The sequence below is a fragment of the Bacteroides faecium genome, from assembly GCF_012113595.1.
Classification (GTDB): Bacteria; Bacteroidota; Bacteroidia; order Bacteroidales; family Bacteroidaceae; genus Bacteroides; species Bacteroides faecium.
On sequence record NZ_CP050831.1, the window covers coordinates 4,975,894 to 4,991,636 of the forward strand.

Annotated in this window: 14 protein-coding genes and 2 tRNA genes; 8 read left to right on the forward strand and 8 right to left on the reverse strand. The window is 41.1% G+C overall.

Annotated features, from left to right (window positions below; genetic code table 11):
• Positions 1-131: 131 nt before the first annotated feature.
• From BacF7301_RS18385 to BacF7301_RS18395, 3 genes are all read right to left on the reverse strand, one after another.
• Positions 132-206: transfer RNA gene (locus tag BacF7301_RS18385), tRNA-Pro, on the reverse strand.
• Between the two features lie 35 nt (positions 207-241).
• Positions 242-316: transfer RNA gene (locus tag BacF7301_RS18390), tRNA-Pro, on the reverse strand.
• A gap of 91 nt (positions 317-407) precedes the next feature.
• On the reverse strand, positions 408-1,181 hold the full coding sequence (locus BacF7301_RS18395) for a class I SAM-dependent methyltransferase (protein ID WP_167965083.1): 774 nt from the start codon (positions 1,179-1,181) through the stop codon (positions 408-410).
• Positions 1,182-1,330: 149 nt separating this feature from the next.
• Here BacF7301_RS18395 and BacF7301_RS18400 point away from each other — a divergent pair, with 149 nt between their 5' ends.
• Positions 1,331-1,525 (forward strand): hypothetical protein, encoded by a 195-nt coding sequence (locus BacF7301_RS18400; protein ID WP_167965085.1) that lies wholly within the window; start codon positions 1,331-1,333, stop codon positions 1,523-1,525.
• Between the two features lie 544 nt (positions 1,526-2,069).
• Here the strand turns inward: BacF7301_RS18400 and BacF7301_RS18405 are convergent.
• A complete protein-coding gene (locus BacF7301_RS18405) occupies positions 2,070-2,780 on the reverse strand; it encodes a tRNA1(Val) (adenine(37)-N6)-methyltransferase (RefSeq protein ID WP_167965087.1) in 711 nt (236 codons plus the stop codon).
• Between the two features lie 216 nt (positions 2,781-2,996).
• Between BacF7301_RS18405 and lon the strand changes: the two genes are divergently transcribed.
• Genes lon through BacF7301_RS18420 form a run of 3 tightly spaced genes read left to right on the forward strand, consistent with a single transcriptional unit; the run spans position 2,997 to position 7,693 of the window.
• Positions 2,997-5,465: an endopeptidase La gene (gene lon, locus BacF7301_RS18410; RefSeq protein WP_167965089.1), complete on the forward strand. Its 2,469-nt coding sequence runs from the start codon at positions 2,997-2,999 to the stop codon at positions 5,463-5,465.
• On the forward strand, positions 5,462-6,592 hold the full coding sequence (gene tgt, locus BacF7301_RS18415) for a tRNA guanosine(34) transglycosylase Tgt (protein ID WP_167965091.1): 1,131 nt from the start codon (positions 5,462-5,464) through the stop codon (positions 6,590-6,592). The genes lon and tgt overlap by 4 nt, the downstream gene beginning before the upstream one ends.
• A 3-nt stretch (positions 6,593-6,595) precedes the next feature.
• Entirely contained in the window at positions 6,596-7,693 is a 1,098-nt protein-coding gene (locus BacF7301_RS18420) for an LptF/LptG family permease (protein ID WP_167965093.1), read from the forward strand.
• Between the two features lie 165 nt (positions 7,694-7,858).
• Here the strand turns inward: BacF7301_RS18420 and BacF7301_RS18425 are convergent, their stop codons facing one another.
• The gene (locus BacF7301_RS18425; RefSeq protein WP_167965095.1) at positions 7,859-8,362 is read right to left on the reverse strand and encodes a thioredoxin family protein; all 504 of its coding nucleotides are present in this window, start codon (positions 8,360-8,362) and stop codon (positions 7,859-7,861) included.
• 266 nt (positions 8,363-8,628) lie between these two features.
• Between BacF7301_RS18425 and serB the strand changes: the two genes are divergently transcribed.
• Complete coding sequence (gene serB, locus BacF7301_RS18430) at positions 8,629-9,858, forward strand: phosphoserine phosphatase SerB (RefSeq protein ID WP_167965097.1); 1,230 nt, start codon at positions 8,629-8,631, stop codon at positions 9,856-9,858.
• A gap of 46 nt (positions 9,859-9,904) precedes the next feature.
• The gene (locus BacF7301_RS18435; protein WP_167965099.1) at positions 9,905-11,164 is read left to right on the forward strand and encodes a DEAD/DEAH box helicase; all 1,260 of its coding nucleotides are present in this window, start codon (positions 9,905-9,907) and stop codon (positions 11,162-11,164) included.
• A gap of 11 nt (positions 11,165-11,175) precedes the next feature.
• Here the strand turns inward: BacF7301_RS18435 and BacF7301_RS18440 are convergent, their stop codons facing one another.
• The 3 genes from BacF7301_RS18440 to rfbC are packed head-to-tail and all read right to left on the reverse strand — an operon-like array spanning position 11,176 to position 13,899.
• Positions 11,176-11,973 carry a DUF4738 domain-containing protein gene (locus tag BacF7301_RS18440; protein ID WP_167965101.1) on the reverse strand — a complete coding sequence of 266 codons (798 nt, stop codon included), beginning with the start codon at positions 11,971-11,973 and terminating at the stop codon, positions 11,176-11,178.
• Between the two features lie 35 nt (positions 11,974-12,008).
• On the reverse strand, positions 12,009-13,322 hold the full coding sequence (locus tag BacF7301_RS18445) for a UDP-glucose dehydrogenase family protein (protein WP_167965103.1): 1,314 nt from the start codon (positions 13,320-13,322) through the stop codon (positions 12,009-12,011).
• Between the two features lie 28 nt (positions 13,323-13,350).
• On the reverse strand, positions 13,351-13,899 hold the full coding sequence (gene rfbC / locus BacF7301_RS18450) for a dTDP-4-dehydrorhamnose 3,5-epimerase (protein WP_167965105.1): 549 nt from the start codon (positions 13,897-13,899) through the stop codon (positions 13,351-13,353).
• A gap of 90 nt (positions 13,900-13,989) precedes the next feature.
• On the opposite strand from rfbC, the gene BacF7301_RS18455 reads away from it, so the two are divergent.
• Both BacF7301_RS18455 and BacF7301_RS18460 read left to right on the forward strand, forming a co-directional pair.
• On the forward strand, positions 13,990-15,066 hold the full coding sequence (locus BacF7301_RS18455) for an HU domain-containing protein (RefSeq protein ID WP_167965107.1): 1,077 nt from the start codon (positions 13,990-13,992) through the stop codon (positions 15,064-15,066).
• 21 nt (positions 15,067-15,087) lie between these two features.
• The gene (locus tag BacF7301_RS18460; RefSeq protein WP_167965109.1) at positions 15,088-15,615 is read left to right on the forward strand and encodes an FHA domain-containing protein; all 528 of its coding nucleotides are present in this window, start codon (positions 15,088-15,090) and stop codon (positions 15,613-15,615) included.
• Positions 15,616-15,743: the final 128 nt, after the last annotated feature.

Sequence of the window (15,743 nt, forward strand, 5' to 3'; positions counted from 1 at the left end):
AATTATCCTCTTTATCGGCTCAAATAAGAAAATCACTTCAAAGAATTATATCTATTTTGCACAAGCAAAAAAAACTGATACAGTCTGTATCAGCTCATCGCTATTCATTTTTCTTTGCTCGTTTTTTTTCGTCGGGGTAGCGGGATTCGAACCCACGACCCCCTGCTCCCAAAGCAGGTGCGCTAACCGGACTGCGCTACACCCCGAAAAACTTTTAACTGAACTCCCTCTCTCTTTGTAGTCGGGGTAGCGGGATTCGAACCCACGACCCCCTGCTCCCAAAGCAGGTGCGCTAACCGGACTGCGCTACACCCCGCTACTTTTTGAAGGGTTGTTCTTTTCAAAAGCGGTGCAAAGATAGGGAGTATTTTTTAATTAACAATAGCCAAACGGATGTTTTTTATTTATTATTTTCCAATAGCCTGAATTTCATTCGTTTGCATTTCAACTTTTTTCCTGGCAGAAATCAGAAGCATCATAGGGCGCCGGAGTTCATCTTTCATATCCGGAATAGTATTCAACATTACTTCGTCCGGTTGTGGTTCTACTAACTCACATATCTCAAATCCGGTTTGAAGAAGACCATTAATATAGGTAGTCAACGTTTTATGATATTTAGAGATTTCCTCACCTAAAAAGACGGCGGTACGTTTACCTTCTGTAAAATACCGGTCTACCGGCCAATGGATACGATTCCCTTCCGAGTCATAATACCATTCTTGATTTCCATAAGCAGTGAATATCGGATGCTCTACTGAAAAGACAAAAGAACCTCCTTTAGTAAGGCAATTGTGAATCTTTCGACATATATCTGCGAAAGATTCAAGATAATGAAAAGCCAATGAACTGATTACAATATCATAAGAATCCGGACGATAGTCGAAATCTTCAATAGCCATACATTTATATTCTACCTGTGAAAAAGGGGTTCTTTTCCGAGCTTCTTCCAACATCTTCTCTGAAATATCAATTCCGGTTACATGAGCGGCTCCATGCTCTATTGCGTAAATGCAATGCCATCCAAATCCACATCCTAAATCCAAGACTCTTTTGCCTGTGAAATCCGGCAACATCTTTTGCAGTATATACCATTCCCCAGCACCTTTCAGCCCTTCTACCGAACGATCCATCTTAGAATATTGACTGAAGAAACGGTTATCATCATACTTATTTTCTTTCATAATCTAAATAAAAAGAATCTGTTATACGGACAAAGATAGATATTAATGCGTTTAATTGAGATGAATTAACCGAAAATATATTTTGGTAGAATGAACCATCCTTTACTGTTTTCTGTTTTCAAAGTAGAAACTAAAAAAAGAAAAGTCATATGAAAACAAAAAAGCAAAAAGAAACCAATGAAAAAGAAGTTCATTTGTTAGAACAAAAAGGATATGAAAGAATGGTGAATGAGATTGTACCGGTACAACAGGTAGAAGCTTATCGTAAACCAACAAAGAAAGTAGTAAAAGAGGCTGTAAAGGAATTGAATCCTGATATAAACAGCTTGGGTAGCAGAGGATGAAAAAATGACTCATCTTAAAAAAGGAATATAAAAACAGTCTGGAGAGGGATAAATTGCATCAACCTATTGAAAAGAATAGAAAAGCTCCGGCATTTGCAAATATAGGATTTCCTTTTTCTGTTATTCAGGGAATATATCAGCCAAACTGCAACAGTTTTTCCCATTTATCTACCATATAAGTAATAATAGAAAAAGAAACGAGCCATCCTGTTATATTATTCCATTCGGCAGTTGGTGATAAACTAGAGAAGAAACAGGCATCAAACAAGCCTTCCACCTCTTCCTCACCGAGGAAGAATAGGTTCCTCGGTGAGGAAGGAAGCGATGCACACCGAGGAACACCTCATTGGTTTTAAACATTCAGAGCTAGAATAATAAGAAAAAACGTATATTCATTGTCGCTTTATGCAATATTAGCCTGCGTTTATGCATATTATTGCATTTATTTATGCAATTCTTACTCTGATTCACTACTTTTAGAGCGGCTATTTTTCGGCAGAATCTTAAAAATAGCACATTGGTACCTAAAGCAGGCAACCCATATTTACATATTCAAATAATACTCCCGCGTCAACGCTATGTATTCCTCACTATATTGATGGCGGGCTAATTCCGTCAACAATTCCTCGACAACACATTCCTGATTAGAAAAAGTAAAAGTAATCAGGGTACGTTTGGGAACGCCGCCAGGCTTAGTTATCACATTTAGCTGCCGGACTGCATATAAGTTCTTCACTGCAGCTATCATTTTCACTCTATCAGCTACATCCACTGGAATCACAATCGTAAAAGTTCCATCTTCCGCCAATAATCCGGCCACTCCTTCCAACAATTCTTCATAGGTCAAAGAATCATTATGCCGGGCTGCATTCCTCTGCCGGTCCGGGCACTCCAATGAATCAACGAAATACGGGGGATTGGAAACAACCACGTCAAATTTGTCCGAAGATTGATAGCTCCTGAAATCAGTCTGCACTACCTCTACCCGCTCCTTCCAAGGAGAACGAGTTACGTTATCCCTAGCCTGTCCGGCGGCAGTTTCATCTATTTCCAATGCTACAATATCCGCATCCGGCAGACTGCGTTGAGCCAACATTAAAGCAACCAATCCCGTCCCCGTCCCGACATCCAAAATCTTATGTGCATTCTGAACAGAAGTCCATGCTCCCAAAAGCACCCCATCCGTGCCCACCTTCATAGCACACTTATCGTGCCACACCGTAAACTGCTTAAATTGAAAATAAGGATTCGACATTATATCCGCTTATTTTTGAACCTGTTTTATTCTACTATTTTATTGGAAACCGCCAAAAATAAATAATTATTATGGAATACTTCTTCAATCGCCCTATATTTTGGCATTGTTTTTGTGTTTTTATTCCAAGCAGTGCTTTATTATTAGAGAGAATCAATTAACTTTGCAAACGATTTATGCATATTTGTATGACATAAGCTAAATTAAAACGAAAAGATGAAAGAAAGATACTTATTGGAAGATGTAAGCGATAACAACGGTTTCTCGTTAATTACTGATTATGATGGTAGCGATGAGAATGCATTCGATGTAAATATTAAATCTGGTGAAATTCTTCCGGTCCTTCCCCTTCGTAATATGGTGTTGTTTCCCGGAGTATTCCTGCCTATCACGGTGGGACGTAAGTCTTCTCTGAAACTCATACATGATGCCGATAAAAAACATAAGGATATCGCAGTAGTATGTCAGAGGTCGGCACATACAGAAGACCCTAAACTGGAAGATTTACATAACATCGGTACTGTAGGGCGTATTGTGCGGGTATTAGAAATGCCCGACCAGACAACCACCGTCATTATCCAGGGAATGAAACGGTTGAATCTGAAAAGTATTACCGATACCCATCCATATTTGAAGGGCGAAATAGAACTCTTGGAAGAGGAAACTCCGGGCAACAATGACAAGGAATTCCAAGCTCTGGTAGAGACATGCAAGGATTTGACGATGCGTTATATCAAATCATCAGACACCATGCATCAAGATTCGGCATTCGCTATTAAAAATATAAGCAACCCGATGTTTCTGGTTAATTTCATCTGCTCAAATCTGCCATTCAAGAAAGATGAGAAAATAGATTTATTAAGCATCAACTTGTTGCGTGAGCGCACTTACCGCTTATTGGAAATCCTGAATCGTGAAGTACAGTTGGCTGAAATCAAGGCATCCATCCAGATGCGTGCCCGTGAAGACATTGACCAGCAACAACGTGAATACTTCCTGCAGCAACAAATTAAGACTATTCAGGATGAATTAGGTGGCGGTGGCCAGGAGCAGGAAATTGAAGAAATGCGCCAGAAAGCGGAAAGAATGCGTTGGAATTTGGAAGTCAGAGAGACTTTCATGAAGGAACTGGCGAAACTGGAACGCACTCATCCGCAATCACCGGATTACAGCGTACAACTGAATTATCTGCAAACAATGCTTAACCTCCCGTGGGGCGTTTATACAACTGATAACCTGAATCTCAAAAATGCAGAAAAGACGTTGAATAAGGATCATTACGGATTGGAGAAGGTGAAAGAACGCATTTTGGAGCATTTGGCTGTATTGAAATTAAAGGATGATATGAAATCACCGATTATCTGCTTATACGGCCCTCCGGGAGTTGGTAAAACATCTCTTGGAAAATCTATCGCGTCTGCACTCAAACGTAAATATGTACGTATGTCTTTGGGCGGCGTACATGATGAAGCAGAAATCCGTGGTCACCGCAAAACATATATAGGCGCTATGCCGGGACGAATCATCAAGAGCTTGATAAAAGCAGGTGCTTCCAATCCAGTATTTATTTTGGATGAAATAGATAAAGTCAGTGCCGACCGTCAGGGAGATCCTTCTTCTGCATTACTGGAAGTTCTTGACCCGGAACAGAATACATCTTTCCATGATAACTTTCTGGATGTAGATTATGATCTTTCAAAAGTACTGTTTATTGCGACTGCCAATAATCTGAATACAATCCCCGGGCCATTACTTGACCGTATGGAATTGATTGAAGTAAGCGGTTATATCACAGAAGAAAAGGTTGAAATTGCACGTAAGCATTTAGTTCCCAAAGAACTGGAAGCCAACGGGCTTAAAAAAACAAATATCAAACTTCCTAAAGATACGCTGGAAGCCATTATCGAATCATATACCCGCGAAAGTGGCGTTCGTGAACTGGAAAAGAAAATCGGCAAGATTCTCCGCAAATCAGCTCGTCAATACGCAACCGACGGTTATTTTGCCAAGACGGAAATCAAGCCTGCCGACTTGTACGATTTCCTGGGAGCACCGGAATATACACGTGACAAGTATCAGGGAAATGAATATGCCGGCGTAGTTACCGGATTGGCATGGACGGCCGTAGGTGGTGAAATTCTTTTCGTCGAAACCAGCCTGAGCCGCGGCAAAGGCGGACGCCTTACCTTAACCGGCAATCTGGGAGATGTAATGAAAGAGTCTGCCATGCTGGCGCTCGAATACATCAAAGCCCATGCTTCTATCTTGAATTTGGATGAAGAGATTTTTGACAACTGGAATATCCATATCCACGTACCCGAAGGAGCAATCCCCAAAGACGGTCCATCCGCAGGTATCACGATGGCTACTTCTTTGGCTTCTGCCCTGACACAACGAAAGGTGAAAGCTAATCTTGCCATGACAGGAGAAATCACACTTCGCGGCAAAGTGCTTCCGGTCGGTGGCATCAAGGAGAAGATTCTGGCTGCTAAACGTGCCGGAATCAAAGAAATCATCATGAGTGCCGAAAACAAAAAGAACATAGACGAAATTCAAGATCTCTATTTGAAGGGATTGACTTTCCACTATGTAAACGATATAAAAGAAGTATTCGCCATCGCACTGACAAATGAAAAAGTTGCAGATGCCATTGATTTATCTGTAAAGAAAGCTAGCCAGGAATGACATTTGACTTACAATATACAGACACTAAAAGTAATGCCCGTGCCGGTCTGATAACAACAGACCACGGGCAGATACAGACACCGATTTTCATGCCGGTAGGTACACTGGGTACTGTCAAGGGAGTACATCAGACTGAACTTAAAGAAGATATTCAGGCACAGATTATTCTGGGCAATACCTATCATCTCTATTTGCGCCCGGGACTGGAAGTGATTGAGAAAGCAGGCGGACTGCATCGCTTCAACGGTTTCGACCGCCCCATGCTGACCGATAGTGGCGGATTCCAGGTATTCTCATTAGCCGGAATCCGAAAACTCCGAGAAGAAGGTGCCGAGTTCCGTTCACACATTGATGGCAGTAAGCATATCTTTACTCCGGAAAAAGTGATGGATATAGAACGCACGATCGGTGCTGATATCATGATGGCTTTCGACGAATGTCCCCCGGGAGATTCGGATTATGCATATGCCAAAAAGTCATTGGGATTGACGCACAGATGGCTTGACCGCTGTATAAAACGTTTTAATGAGACTGAGCCTAAATATGGCTACAACCAGTCGCTTTTCCCTATCGTTCAAGGGTGCGTCTATACTGATTTGCGAAAGCAATCGGCTGAGTTTGTCGCCTCTAAAGGTGCCGACGGCAATGCTATCGGCGGTTTGGCGGTAGGCGAACCGGTCGACAAAATGTATGAAATGATAGAGGTCGTCAATGAGATTCTTCCCAAAGACAAGCCTCGCTATCTGATGGGAGTCGGTACTCCCGTCAATATTCTTGAAGGAATAGAGCGCGGAGTGGATATGTTCGACTGCGTAATGCCGACACGAAACGGACGAAATGGCATGTTGTTCACCAAGGACGGCATTATCAATATGCGAAACAAGAAATGGGAAATGGACTTTTCTCCTATCGAGGCGGACGGAGCTTCCAGTGTAGACACACTATACAGTAAAGCCTATTTGCGACATCTTTTCCACGCGCAAGAACTATTGGCGATGCAAATCGCCTCTATACACAATCTTGCTTTCTATCTGTGGCTGGTAGGTGAAGCACGCAAACATATCATTGCAGGAGATTTCTCGACCTGGAAACCGATGATGGTCAAAAGAGTATCAACTAGATTATAAAGAATGAAAAGCAATCGATTTATAAAACGGCTGGATTGGTATATCATCAAGAAATTCTTGGGGACATACGTATTTGCTATTGCATTAATCATTTCTATCGCAGTGGTATTCGACTTCAACGAGAAGATGGACAAACTGATGGAACACGAAGCGCCATGGAGTAAAATCATTCTTGAATACTACATGAACTTTATTCCTTACTTCTCCAACCTGTTCAGTCCGCTGTTTGTATTCATCGCTGTTATTTTCTTCACTTCCAAACTGGCAGAGAACTCCGAAATTATTGCCATGTTCTCTACCGGTATGAGTTTCAAGAGAATGATGCGTCCTTACATGATTTCTGCGGCCATCATCGCATTAATAACCTTTATGCTAAGTTCATACGTAATTCCTAAAGGAAGTGTGACACGTTTGAACTTTGAAGACAGGTATATCAAGCCTAAAAAGCAGAATACAGCCCGTAACGTGCAGTTGGAAGTCGATAATGGAGTCATAGCCTATATAGACAACTATAACAATGCCATGAAAACCGGAAACCGCTTTTCTCTGGATAAATTTGTCGACAAGAAACTCGTTTCCCACTTAACCGCACGCCGCATTACTTATGACACGACTACCGTTCATAAATGGACTATCCATGATTATATGATACGCGAACTGGACGGATTAAAGGAGAAAATCACCAAGGGGGATAAAATTGACTCTATAATCAATATGGAGCCTTCCGACTTTCTCATTATGAAGAATCAGCAGGAAATGCTGACCAGTCCCCAGTTAAGCGATTATATCGAAAAACAGAAACGAAGAGGATTCGCCAATATCAAAGAATTCGAGATTGAATATCACAAGCGGATTGCCATGTCATTCGCCTCTTTCATCCTAACAATTATCGGCGTATCTCTTTCATCACGAAAAACGAAAGGTGGTATGGGACTTCATCTGGGCATAGGACTTGGATTAAGTTTCTCGTATATCCTGTTCCAAACGATTACTTCAACCTTTGCCGTAAACGGGAACGTACCTCCTGCCATCGCAGTTTGGATTCCGAATATCCTCTATGCAGGTATTGCTTTCTTCTTATATCAAAAAGCTCCTAAATAAGAATTAAGGATATAGATAAAATAGAAATTCCGTCTATTCTTGCTTAAAGCAAGTATAGGCGGAACTTTTTTGTTGTATCCATTTCCTCTTTTGTCTATTCTCCGTCATTCACCAAATGATGTCCTATTCGGAAAATACCTCTTTCTCCTTACATTCTCAAGATTGTCAACCAATCTTTTCCACATAAGCAGAAAGATCTGCAGCAGAGATGTTTTTGGCTATAATTACACCATTTCCATCCAATAAATAGTTAGTGAATCCCCGGTTCAAACGGTATTTCTTAAATAATCCGGAATCCTCGCCTTCTGTTTCCACGAAACAAGTGGGCGTAACTATTTGATCCTTACGAACAGTTTCCTTAAAAATTGACTGATATTCGTCAAATGAAATAGAAACCATTTCCACATTATGAGAAGAACGAAGCGCATTGCTCAAACTTACGTTTTGCATCCGGGACTGCGCGTCATAACTTGCCCAAAAACTTAGCAACACATATCGCCCTTTCAAATTTCCCAATTTAAAGGCGGATTGCCCATTTGATGTAGATTCGATTTTAAAATCCGGGGCTACATCACCCTCACTCAAACCTCCGGTAGGTTTGTCTTTCTCAACGAAAGCGGTCAAGGAACAAATTAGTAATACAACAAAAATCCACTTTACATGCTTCATGTAATTCGGTTTTAGTTAATACTATCCGGGACTGTCCTTAAACAGTGGTTTCTTCCCGAAACGTTGTCTTTTCAGGCATCAGGCGAAGAGGAATTCGCTGATTATCAGAGCCTTTATTTTTGAAACCGGGTGCAAAGGTAAGTAATTATTAAATTAACTTCCAAGCAAATAAGCAAAAATCTCACTTTTCAGGTATAACTTTTTATGTTATTTAGCATAAAAACGAACTTTTTTCTCTACTTTTGCAAGATAAAAGTCTATTTCATATGCAACCATCAAATACTGAATTGATTCTGATTCGAGTTACCGGCGAAGATCGCCCGGGACTTACCTCATCCGTGACTGAAATACTAGCCAAATATGATGCTACAATCCTTGACATCGGTCAGGCAGATATTCATAATACATTGTCATTAGGTATTCTCTTCAAAAGTGAGGAAAGACATTCCGGTTTTATAATGAAAGAATTGTTGTTCAAAGCATCTTCGATAGGAGTTACCATCCGCTTTGAGCCGATTACAACAGAACAATACGAGAATTGGGTGGGTATGCAAGGAAAAAACCGCTATATCCTGACAGTACTTGGACGCAAACTTTCTGCACGCCAGATATCAGCAGCAACCAAGGTATTGGCAGAACAAGGCATGAATATTGATGCAATCAAACGTCTGACTGGCCGTATTCCATTGGATGAATGCAATACAGACGCACGTACACGCGCCTGCATCGAATTTTCAGTGAGAGGTACTCCTAAGGATCGTATTGCTATGCAGGAAAGCCTGATGAAGTTAGCCAGCGAACTGGATATGGATTTTTCTTTCCAACTGGATAATATGTACCGTCGTATGCGCCGTCTGATCTGTTTCGACATGGACTCTACGTTGATTGAGACAGAAGTCATCGACGAGCTGGCTATCCGTGCCGGTGTCGGTGATGAAGTGAAAGCGATCACGGAAAGCGCGATGCGTGGTGAAATAGACTTCACAGAAAGCTTTACTCGCCGCGTAGCCTTACTGAAAGGCTTGGACGAATCTGTTATGCAAGAAATAGCTGAAAGCCTGCCTATCACAGAAGGAGTAGACAGACTGATGTACGTACTGAAAAAATATGGATATAAAATCGCGATTCTTTCCGGTGGATTTACTTATTTCGGTCAGTACCTGCAAAAGCAATATGGCATAGATTATGTATATGCGAACGAACTGGAAATTATAGATGGAAAGCTGACCGGACGCTACTTGGGAGATGTTGTGGACGGCAAACGAAAGGCTGAACTACTACGACTGATCGCCCAAGTAGAAAAAGTCGATATTGCACAGACTATTGCCGTAGGAGATGGCGCTAATGACCTCCCCATGCTGGGAGTTGCCGGACTGGGAATCGCATTTCACGCCAAGCCTAAAGTAGTGGCAAATGCCAAGCAATCTATCAATACCATCGGACTTGACGGAGTGCTCTATTTCCTCGGATTCAAAGATTCTTATTTGAATATGTAATTAGACCGAAAAATAAATTATCTTTGCTGACAAATTAAATAAAAGAATGAAGTTTTCCGAACTACAATTAAACGCAAATGTGCTTGAGGCGCTTGATGCCATGCGATTTGACGAATGCACTCCTATTCAGGAACAAGCAATCCCAATCATACTTGAGGGGAAAGATTTGATAGCCGTAGCACAGACCGGTACAGGTAAAACAGCAGCATTCCTGCTTCCTGTACTGAATAAATTATCTGAAGGAAAACATCCTGAAGATGCGATCAACTGTGTCATCATGTCTCCTACCCGTGAATTGGCCCAACAGATAGACCAGCAGATGGAAGGGTTCTCCTATTTTATGCCGGCATCGAGTGTTGCTGTATATGGTGGAAATGATGGCATCTTGTTTGAGCAACAGAAAAAAGGGCTCACTTTGGGAGCTGATGTTGTTATTGCCACCCCTGGACGCCTCCTTGCCCATTTAAGCCTTGGATATGTAGATCTTTCCAAGGTTTCTTATTTTATTCTGGACGAAGCAGACCGGATGCTCGACATGGGGTTCTATGAGGATATCATGCAGATTGTTAAGTATTTGCCGAAAGAACGACAGACTATCATGTTTTCCGCGACCATGCCTGCCAAGATACAACAACTGGCAAATACCATCCTGAATAATCCGTCAGAAATAAAGCTGGCCGTTTCAAGACCTGCCGATAAGATTATACAGGCTGCATATGTTTGTTATGAAAATCAAAAGTTGGGAATTATACGAAGTCTCTTTGTGGACGAAGTTCCCGAACGTGTCATCGTCTTTGCATCTTCCAAGATCAAAGTGAAAGAGGTGGCTAAAGCTTTGAAATCAATGAAATTGAATGTAGGAGAAATGCATTCGGACCTCGAACAAGCTCAACGGGAAGCAGTGATGCATGAATTCAAAGCCGGCCGAATCAATATATTAGTTGCCACAGATATTGTTGCCCGTGGTATTGATATTGATGACATCCGCCTGGTAATCAACTTTGATGTTCCCCATGACAGCGAAGACTATGTACATCGTATCGGACGTACGGCACGTGCAAACAATGACGGAGTAGCGCTCACGTTTGTCAGTGAAAAAGAACAAAGTAACTTTAAAAGCATTGAGAATTTCCTGGAGAAAGAAATCTATAAGATACCTATTCCCGCAGAGTTGGGGGAAGCACCGGAATACAAACCGCGTTCTTTCAGTAAAGGCAAGTATGGCAACAACTCTAAAAGAAGGAATTTCCGTGGAAAAAATAATGGTGGAAAAGGCAATAATCGCCCCTCTCCCAAACAGAATTAATACGAAATCCGTTATTTCGTTGACGTAATGGTTAAGTTTCCTTCAAAACTTACTTCCATATCTGTAATGCTATATATAGAACTTTCCGGAATGGCTAAAACTGCTTGATAATGAAAACCATTCCGGTCTACTTTTACAAACTTCATATCAGATAAAATAGCTTGCATTAAAAAATCTCCGGGAACTACCTGGTCAAACATCTGTTTAGTAATATCACTGGCAAATAAACTCTTCTTGCCCTCGTAGACGCAGATGTGCATCACATTATCGTAATATACATTATCCATACTAATCCCGTCTTCGGAATAGGTGGTTTTTATAACCCTCATTTTAGAAGGGTTAATATAAACATAAGCACGATAGCGAGTGCCATTATAGGTCACCACGCTATCGCGTTGAATTACTTCATTATAAATTGGAATCACTAATTCCTGACGGACAAATGACAATGAATCATTAGGATCCTCGGACTTATGCAGCTTGATGATGTTATCTGTTATGGCATGAAACCAGAATATATGTTCCCCTTGCTTATCAATCTTGTAATAAGTCGTATCATTGCCATAAGTATAAAGGGTATCCCGCACGATTTTAAATGCAATCGGAGCACTTTGCGCATCGGCATAATAGATAGTATCCCCTTCCACACGCATCAACGGGCTTTCAGTCTCATCGTCCAGCCAGATTCCCTGCAACAGTTCCTTAGCATTCGTATCCTCTTTCCCCTGCTCAGGAGAATTTGGATTCTTATTGCTGCTACATGCCGCAGAAAAAAACACCATTAACGATATAGCCACATATTTCATCATCTGTCTTAGTTTTGCCTAAAGATACTCTTATTTTTTCATTTACCAATACAATGATAAACGAATCCGAGTTCTTCCATCTCTTTTTTGTCGTATATATTACGTCCGTCCAACACAATCTGCTGCGCCATTGTTTTTTTGATGACAGCCCATGAAGGCAAACGGAATTCCTTCCATTCGGTAACCAACATCAATGCATCAGCATCAAGTACCGCATCATACATATCGCAAGCATAATAGATTGTATCTCCAATACGACGTCTGCACTCTTGTACAGCAGCCGGATCATACGCACGTACCTGGCAGCCGGCTTTCAGCAGCTTATCAATCAAGACCAGTGCCGGAGCTTCACGCATATCATCTGTTTCCGGTTTGAATGCCAAGCCCCAAAGAGCGATGGTCTTACCTTTCAAATCACCATTAAAATGTTTCACAAGCTTTTCGAACAAAACACTTTTCTGCTGTTCGTTCACCTCTTCCACAGCACTAAGTACCCGCATTGTATATCCATTCTGCTCGGCGGTTTTAATAAGAGCTTTCACATCTTTAGGAAAACAAGAGCCGCCATATCCAATACCCGGATATAGGAATTTGCGTCCGATACGCGTATCCGAACCAATTCCGCTACGTACCATATTTACATCCGCACCAACTATCTCGCAAAGGTTTGCTATATCATTCATAAAGCTAATACGGGTTGCCAACATTGAATTTGCCGCATATTTAGTCATTTCGGCAGACGGAATATCCATGAAAATCACACGGAAGTTATTTAATAAGAATGGCTTATACAATTTAGACATCAGTTTCTCCGCACGTGCCGACTCTACTCCTACTACCACGCGGTCCGGACTCATAAAGTCACTGATTGCATTTCCTTCTTTCAGAAATTCCGGGTTGGAAGCAACATCGAAGTCTACCTTCACTCCTCTTTTATCCAATTCTTCCTGAATGACTGCGCGAACTTTGCTGGCAGTACCTACGGGAACTGTACTCTTGGTTACCACCAGTTTATACTGTTTCATATTGCGCCCGATAGTACGGGCTACCTCTAGCACATATTTCAAGTCAGCACTCCCGTCTTCATCCGGCGGTGTGCCCACAGCACTAAATATCACTTCCACATCATCCAGGCAATTCTCTAATGACGTGGTAAACTTCAATCTCTTTGCTTTCATATTACGGAGCACCATCTCTTCCAATCCATTCTCATAAATCGGGATGATTCCCTTCTGCAAAGATTCTATTTTCTCGCTGTTAGTATCAACACAAGTTACATTCACGCCGATTTCAGCGAAACATGTACCTGACACCAGACCTACATATCCGGTTCCTACAATCGCAATTTTCATACTTAATATTTTATTGTTTGTTTAGAAGTTATTCAAAATATGCAGCATCTTTGAAAGCCGTACCCTCTTTGTCCTTGGAAGACAATACCATCTGCGAGTCAGTCAGCGGCCAATCTATTCCCAATGTTTCATCATTATATAAAATAGAAGCTTCTGCCTGTGGAGTATACTTGTTGTCTACCTTATACGTAAAGATGGCTTCTTCGCTTAATACAGCAAAACCATGTGCAAAACCGCGTGGAATAAAAAACTGTTTTTTATTCTCCTCGCTAAGCAATACGCACACATGTTTTCCGAATGTGGGTGATGATTTACGCAAATCAACGGCAACGTCCAGCACTTCTCCTTTAATGACGCGAACCAATTTAGCCTGACTATATTCACCTTTCTGATAATGTAATCCACGCAATACGCCAAAAGAAGATTTCGACTCATTATCCTGTATAAAATTTACAGGTCCGATATTGGCTTCAAACTCTTCTTGCTTAAAGGCTTCCATAAAATAGCCACGTTCGTCGGAGAACACTTTCGGCTCTATCAGCCACACTCCGTCTATTTCCGTCTGTATATAGTCCATCGTTAATAGTAATAAATAAAACGATGCAAAAGTAGTGAATTTTTCGTAGTTTTCTGGGATATATTCAATTTATCTCTTAATTTTGCAGACATGATTGAATTGGCACAACATATAGAGGTTTTACTACTGGAAAACGACTGCGTTATCGTTCCGGGATTTGGTGGATTTGTAGCACATTACGCTCCTGCAACTCATGTTAAAGAAGAGAATCTTTTTTTGCCCCCTACCCGCACTATCGGCTTTAATCCTCAATTAAAGCTGAACGACGGAGTATTAGTACAATCCTATATGTCAGCATACGACACGAGTTTCGCTGATGCCAACCGCATCGTAGAAAAGGAAGTAAGCGAGTTTATCGGGCTTCTTCATGAGGAAGGAAAAGCGCATTTGGAGAATATAGGTGAGATTCATTATAACATTTATGGAAATTATGAATTTATCCCTTATGATTATAAGATAGCGACTCCTTCACTCTATGGCTTGGATTCCTTTGAAATGCACGAACTATCTACGTTGCAGCAGAGAGAAAAGGTATTAGTGCCTGCCAATCTGGAGAAAGAGAAGAAAACTTATGAAATCAGCATCAGTCGTGCGTTCCTTCGTAATGCAGCCGCTATGATTGCCGCTATCGTATTGTTCTTTGCTTTTTCAACTCCGGTAGAGAACACCGATGTTCAGAAGAACAATTATGCACAGTTATTACCTGGCGAACTTTTTGAGCAAATAGAGAAGCAATCGGTTGCAGTAACTCCTGTATACGTAAAGAGCGATGTTGCACAACAAACAAAGAAGACTTCTGCTTCAGCCAAAACTTCATCCACTCCAAAACTGACAGCGGATAAAGCGCAGACATCAAGACCTATTGCTGTGAAAGAAGTAAAAGTTGCCAAGCAAGAAGCTGCTCCCGCTCCTGTATCTGCCAAGCCACAAGCGAATGTGAATCATCCTTATCATATTATAGTAGCAGGCGGAATCAGTCTTAAAGATGCAGAAGCTATGGCAAATCAATTGAATTCAAAAGGATTTGCAGAAGCAAAAGCACTGAATACAGACGGTAAAGTACGTGTCAGCATCCGTTCATTCGAAAATCGTGAAGAAGCTACCAAACAGCTATTGGAGCTTAGAAAAAATGAAACCTACAAGAATGCCTGGTTACTGGCTAAATAAAAAATCCCTTTATAAAAAAGCATGAAACGAGTTCTTTGTCCCAAATGTGAGAATTATCTTTATTTTGATGAAACCAAATATAGTGAAGGCCAATCACTTGTATTTGAATGTGAACATTGTGGCAAACAATTCAGTATCCGGCTTGGAAAAAGCAAAGTAAAAGCCCTTAGAAACGAAGAAAATCTGGAAGAGGAAGCAGAAGCACACAAGGAAGAGTTCGGATATATCACAGTAATCGAAAACGTCTTTGGATTCAAACAAATACTTCCATTACAAGAAGGAGATAATGTCATAGGACGACGTTGCGTAGGAACCAATATTAATACTCCTATCGAAAGTGGTGATATGAGCATGGATCGCCGTCATTGCATCATCAACATAAAACGCAATAAACAAGGCAAACTCGTTTATACACTACGCGATGCTCCCAGCCTGACAGGAACATTTCTGATGAATGAAATTTTGGGAGATAAGGATCGCATCCGCATTGAAGATGGTGCGATTGTGACTATTGGAGCTACTACGTTTATTTTACACGCTGCTGAATAGTATTTAACCTCTCATATATAATTGAATATTTTGCAGTTATTTATGATAAGAAATTGCGAAAAAAGACGAATGGGCTAAATTGTTTTATTATCTTCGCAATGAATACCCAATCGGATTAAAATAACATA

What these genes read in the sequence shown, in the direction of transcription:
- lon (WP_167965089.1), top strand. Translation starts at nt 2,997, where the DNA reads ATGAAAGAAAGATACTTATTGGAAGATGTAAGCGATAACAACGGTTTC.
- serB (WP_167965097.1), top strand. Translation starts at nt 8,629, where the DNA reads ATGCAACCATCAAATACTGAATTGATTCTGATTCGAGTTACCGGCGAA.
- BacF7301_RS18405 (WP_167965087.1), bottom strand. Translation starts at nt 2,780, where the DNA reads ATGTCGAATCCTTATTTTCAATTTAAGCAGTTTACGGTGTGGCACGAT.
- rfbC (WP_167965105.1), bottom strand. Translation starts at nt 13,899, where the DNA reads ATGGACTATATACAGACGGAAATAGACGGAGTGTGGCTGATAGAGCCG.
- BacF7301_RS18425 (WP_167965095.1), bottom strand. Translation starts at nt 8,362, where the DNA reads ATGAAGCATGTAAAGTGGATTTTTGTTGTATTACTAATTTGTTCCTTG.
- BacF7301_RS18435 (WP_167965099.1), top strand. Translation starts at nt 9,905, where the DNA reads ATGAAGTTTTCCGAACTACAATTAAACGCAAATGTGCTTGAGGCGCTT.
- tgt (WP_167965091.1), top strand. Translation starts at nt 5,462, where the DNA reads ATGACATTTGACTTACAATATACAGACACTAAAAGTAATGCCCGTGCC.
- BacF7301_RS18395 (WP_167965083.1), bottom strand. Translation starts at nt 1,181, where the DNA reads ATGAAAGAAAATAAGTATGATGATAACCGTTTCTTCAGTCAATATTCT.
- BacF7301_RS18460 (WP_167965109.1), top strand. Translation starts at nt 15,088, where the DNA reads ATGAAACGAGTTCTTTGTCCCAAATGTGAGAATTATCTTTATTTTGAT.
- BacF7301_RS18400 (WP_167965085.1), top strand. Translation starts at nt 1,331, where the DNA reads ATGAAAACAAAAAAGCAAAAAGAAACCAATGAAAAAGAAGTTCATTTG.
- BacF7301_RS18420 (WP_167965093.1), top strand. Translation starts at nt 6,596, where the DNA reads ATGAAAAGCAATCGATTTATAAAACGGCTGGATTGGTATATCATCAAG.
- BacF7301_RS18440 (WP_167965101.1), bottom strand. Translation starts at nt 11,973, where the DNA reads ATGATGAAATATGTGGCTATATCGTTAATGGTGTTTTTTTCTGCGGCA.
- BacF7301_RS18455 (WP_167965107.1), top strand. Translation starts at nt 13,990, where the DNA reads ATGATTGAATTGGCACAACATATAGAGGTTTTACTACTGGAAAACGAC.
- BacF7301_RS18445 (WP_167965103.1), bottom strand. Translation starts at nt 13,322, where the DNA reads ATGAAAATTGCGATTGTAGGAACCGGATATGTAGGTCTGGTGTCAGGT.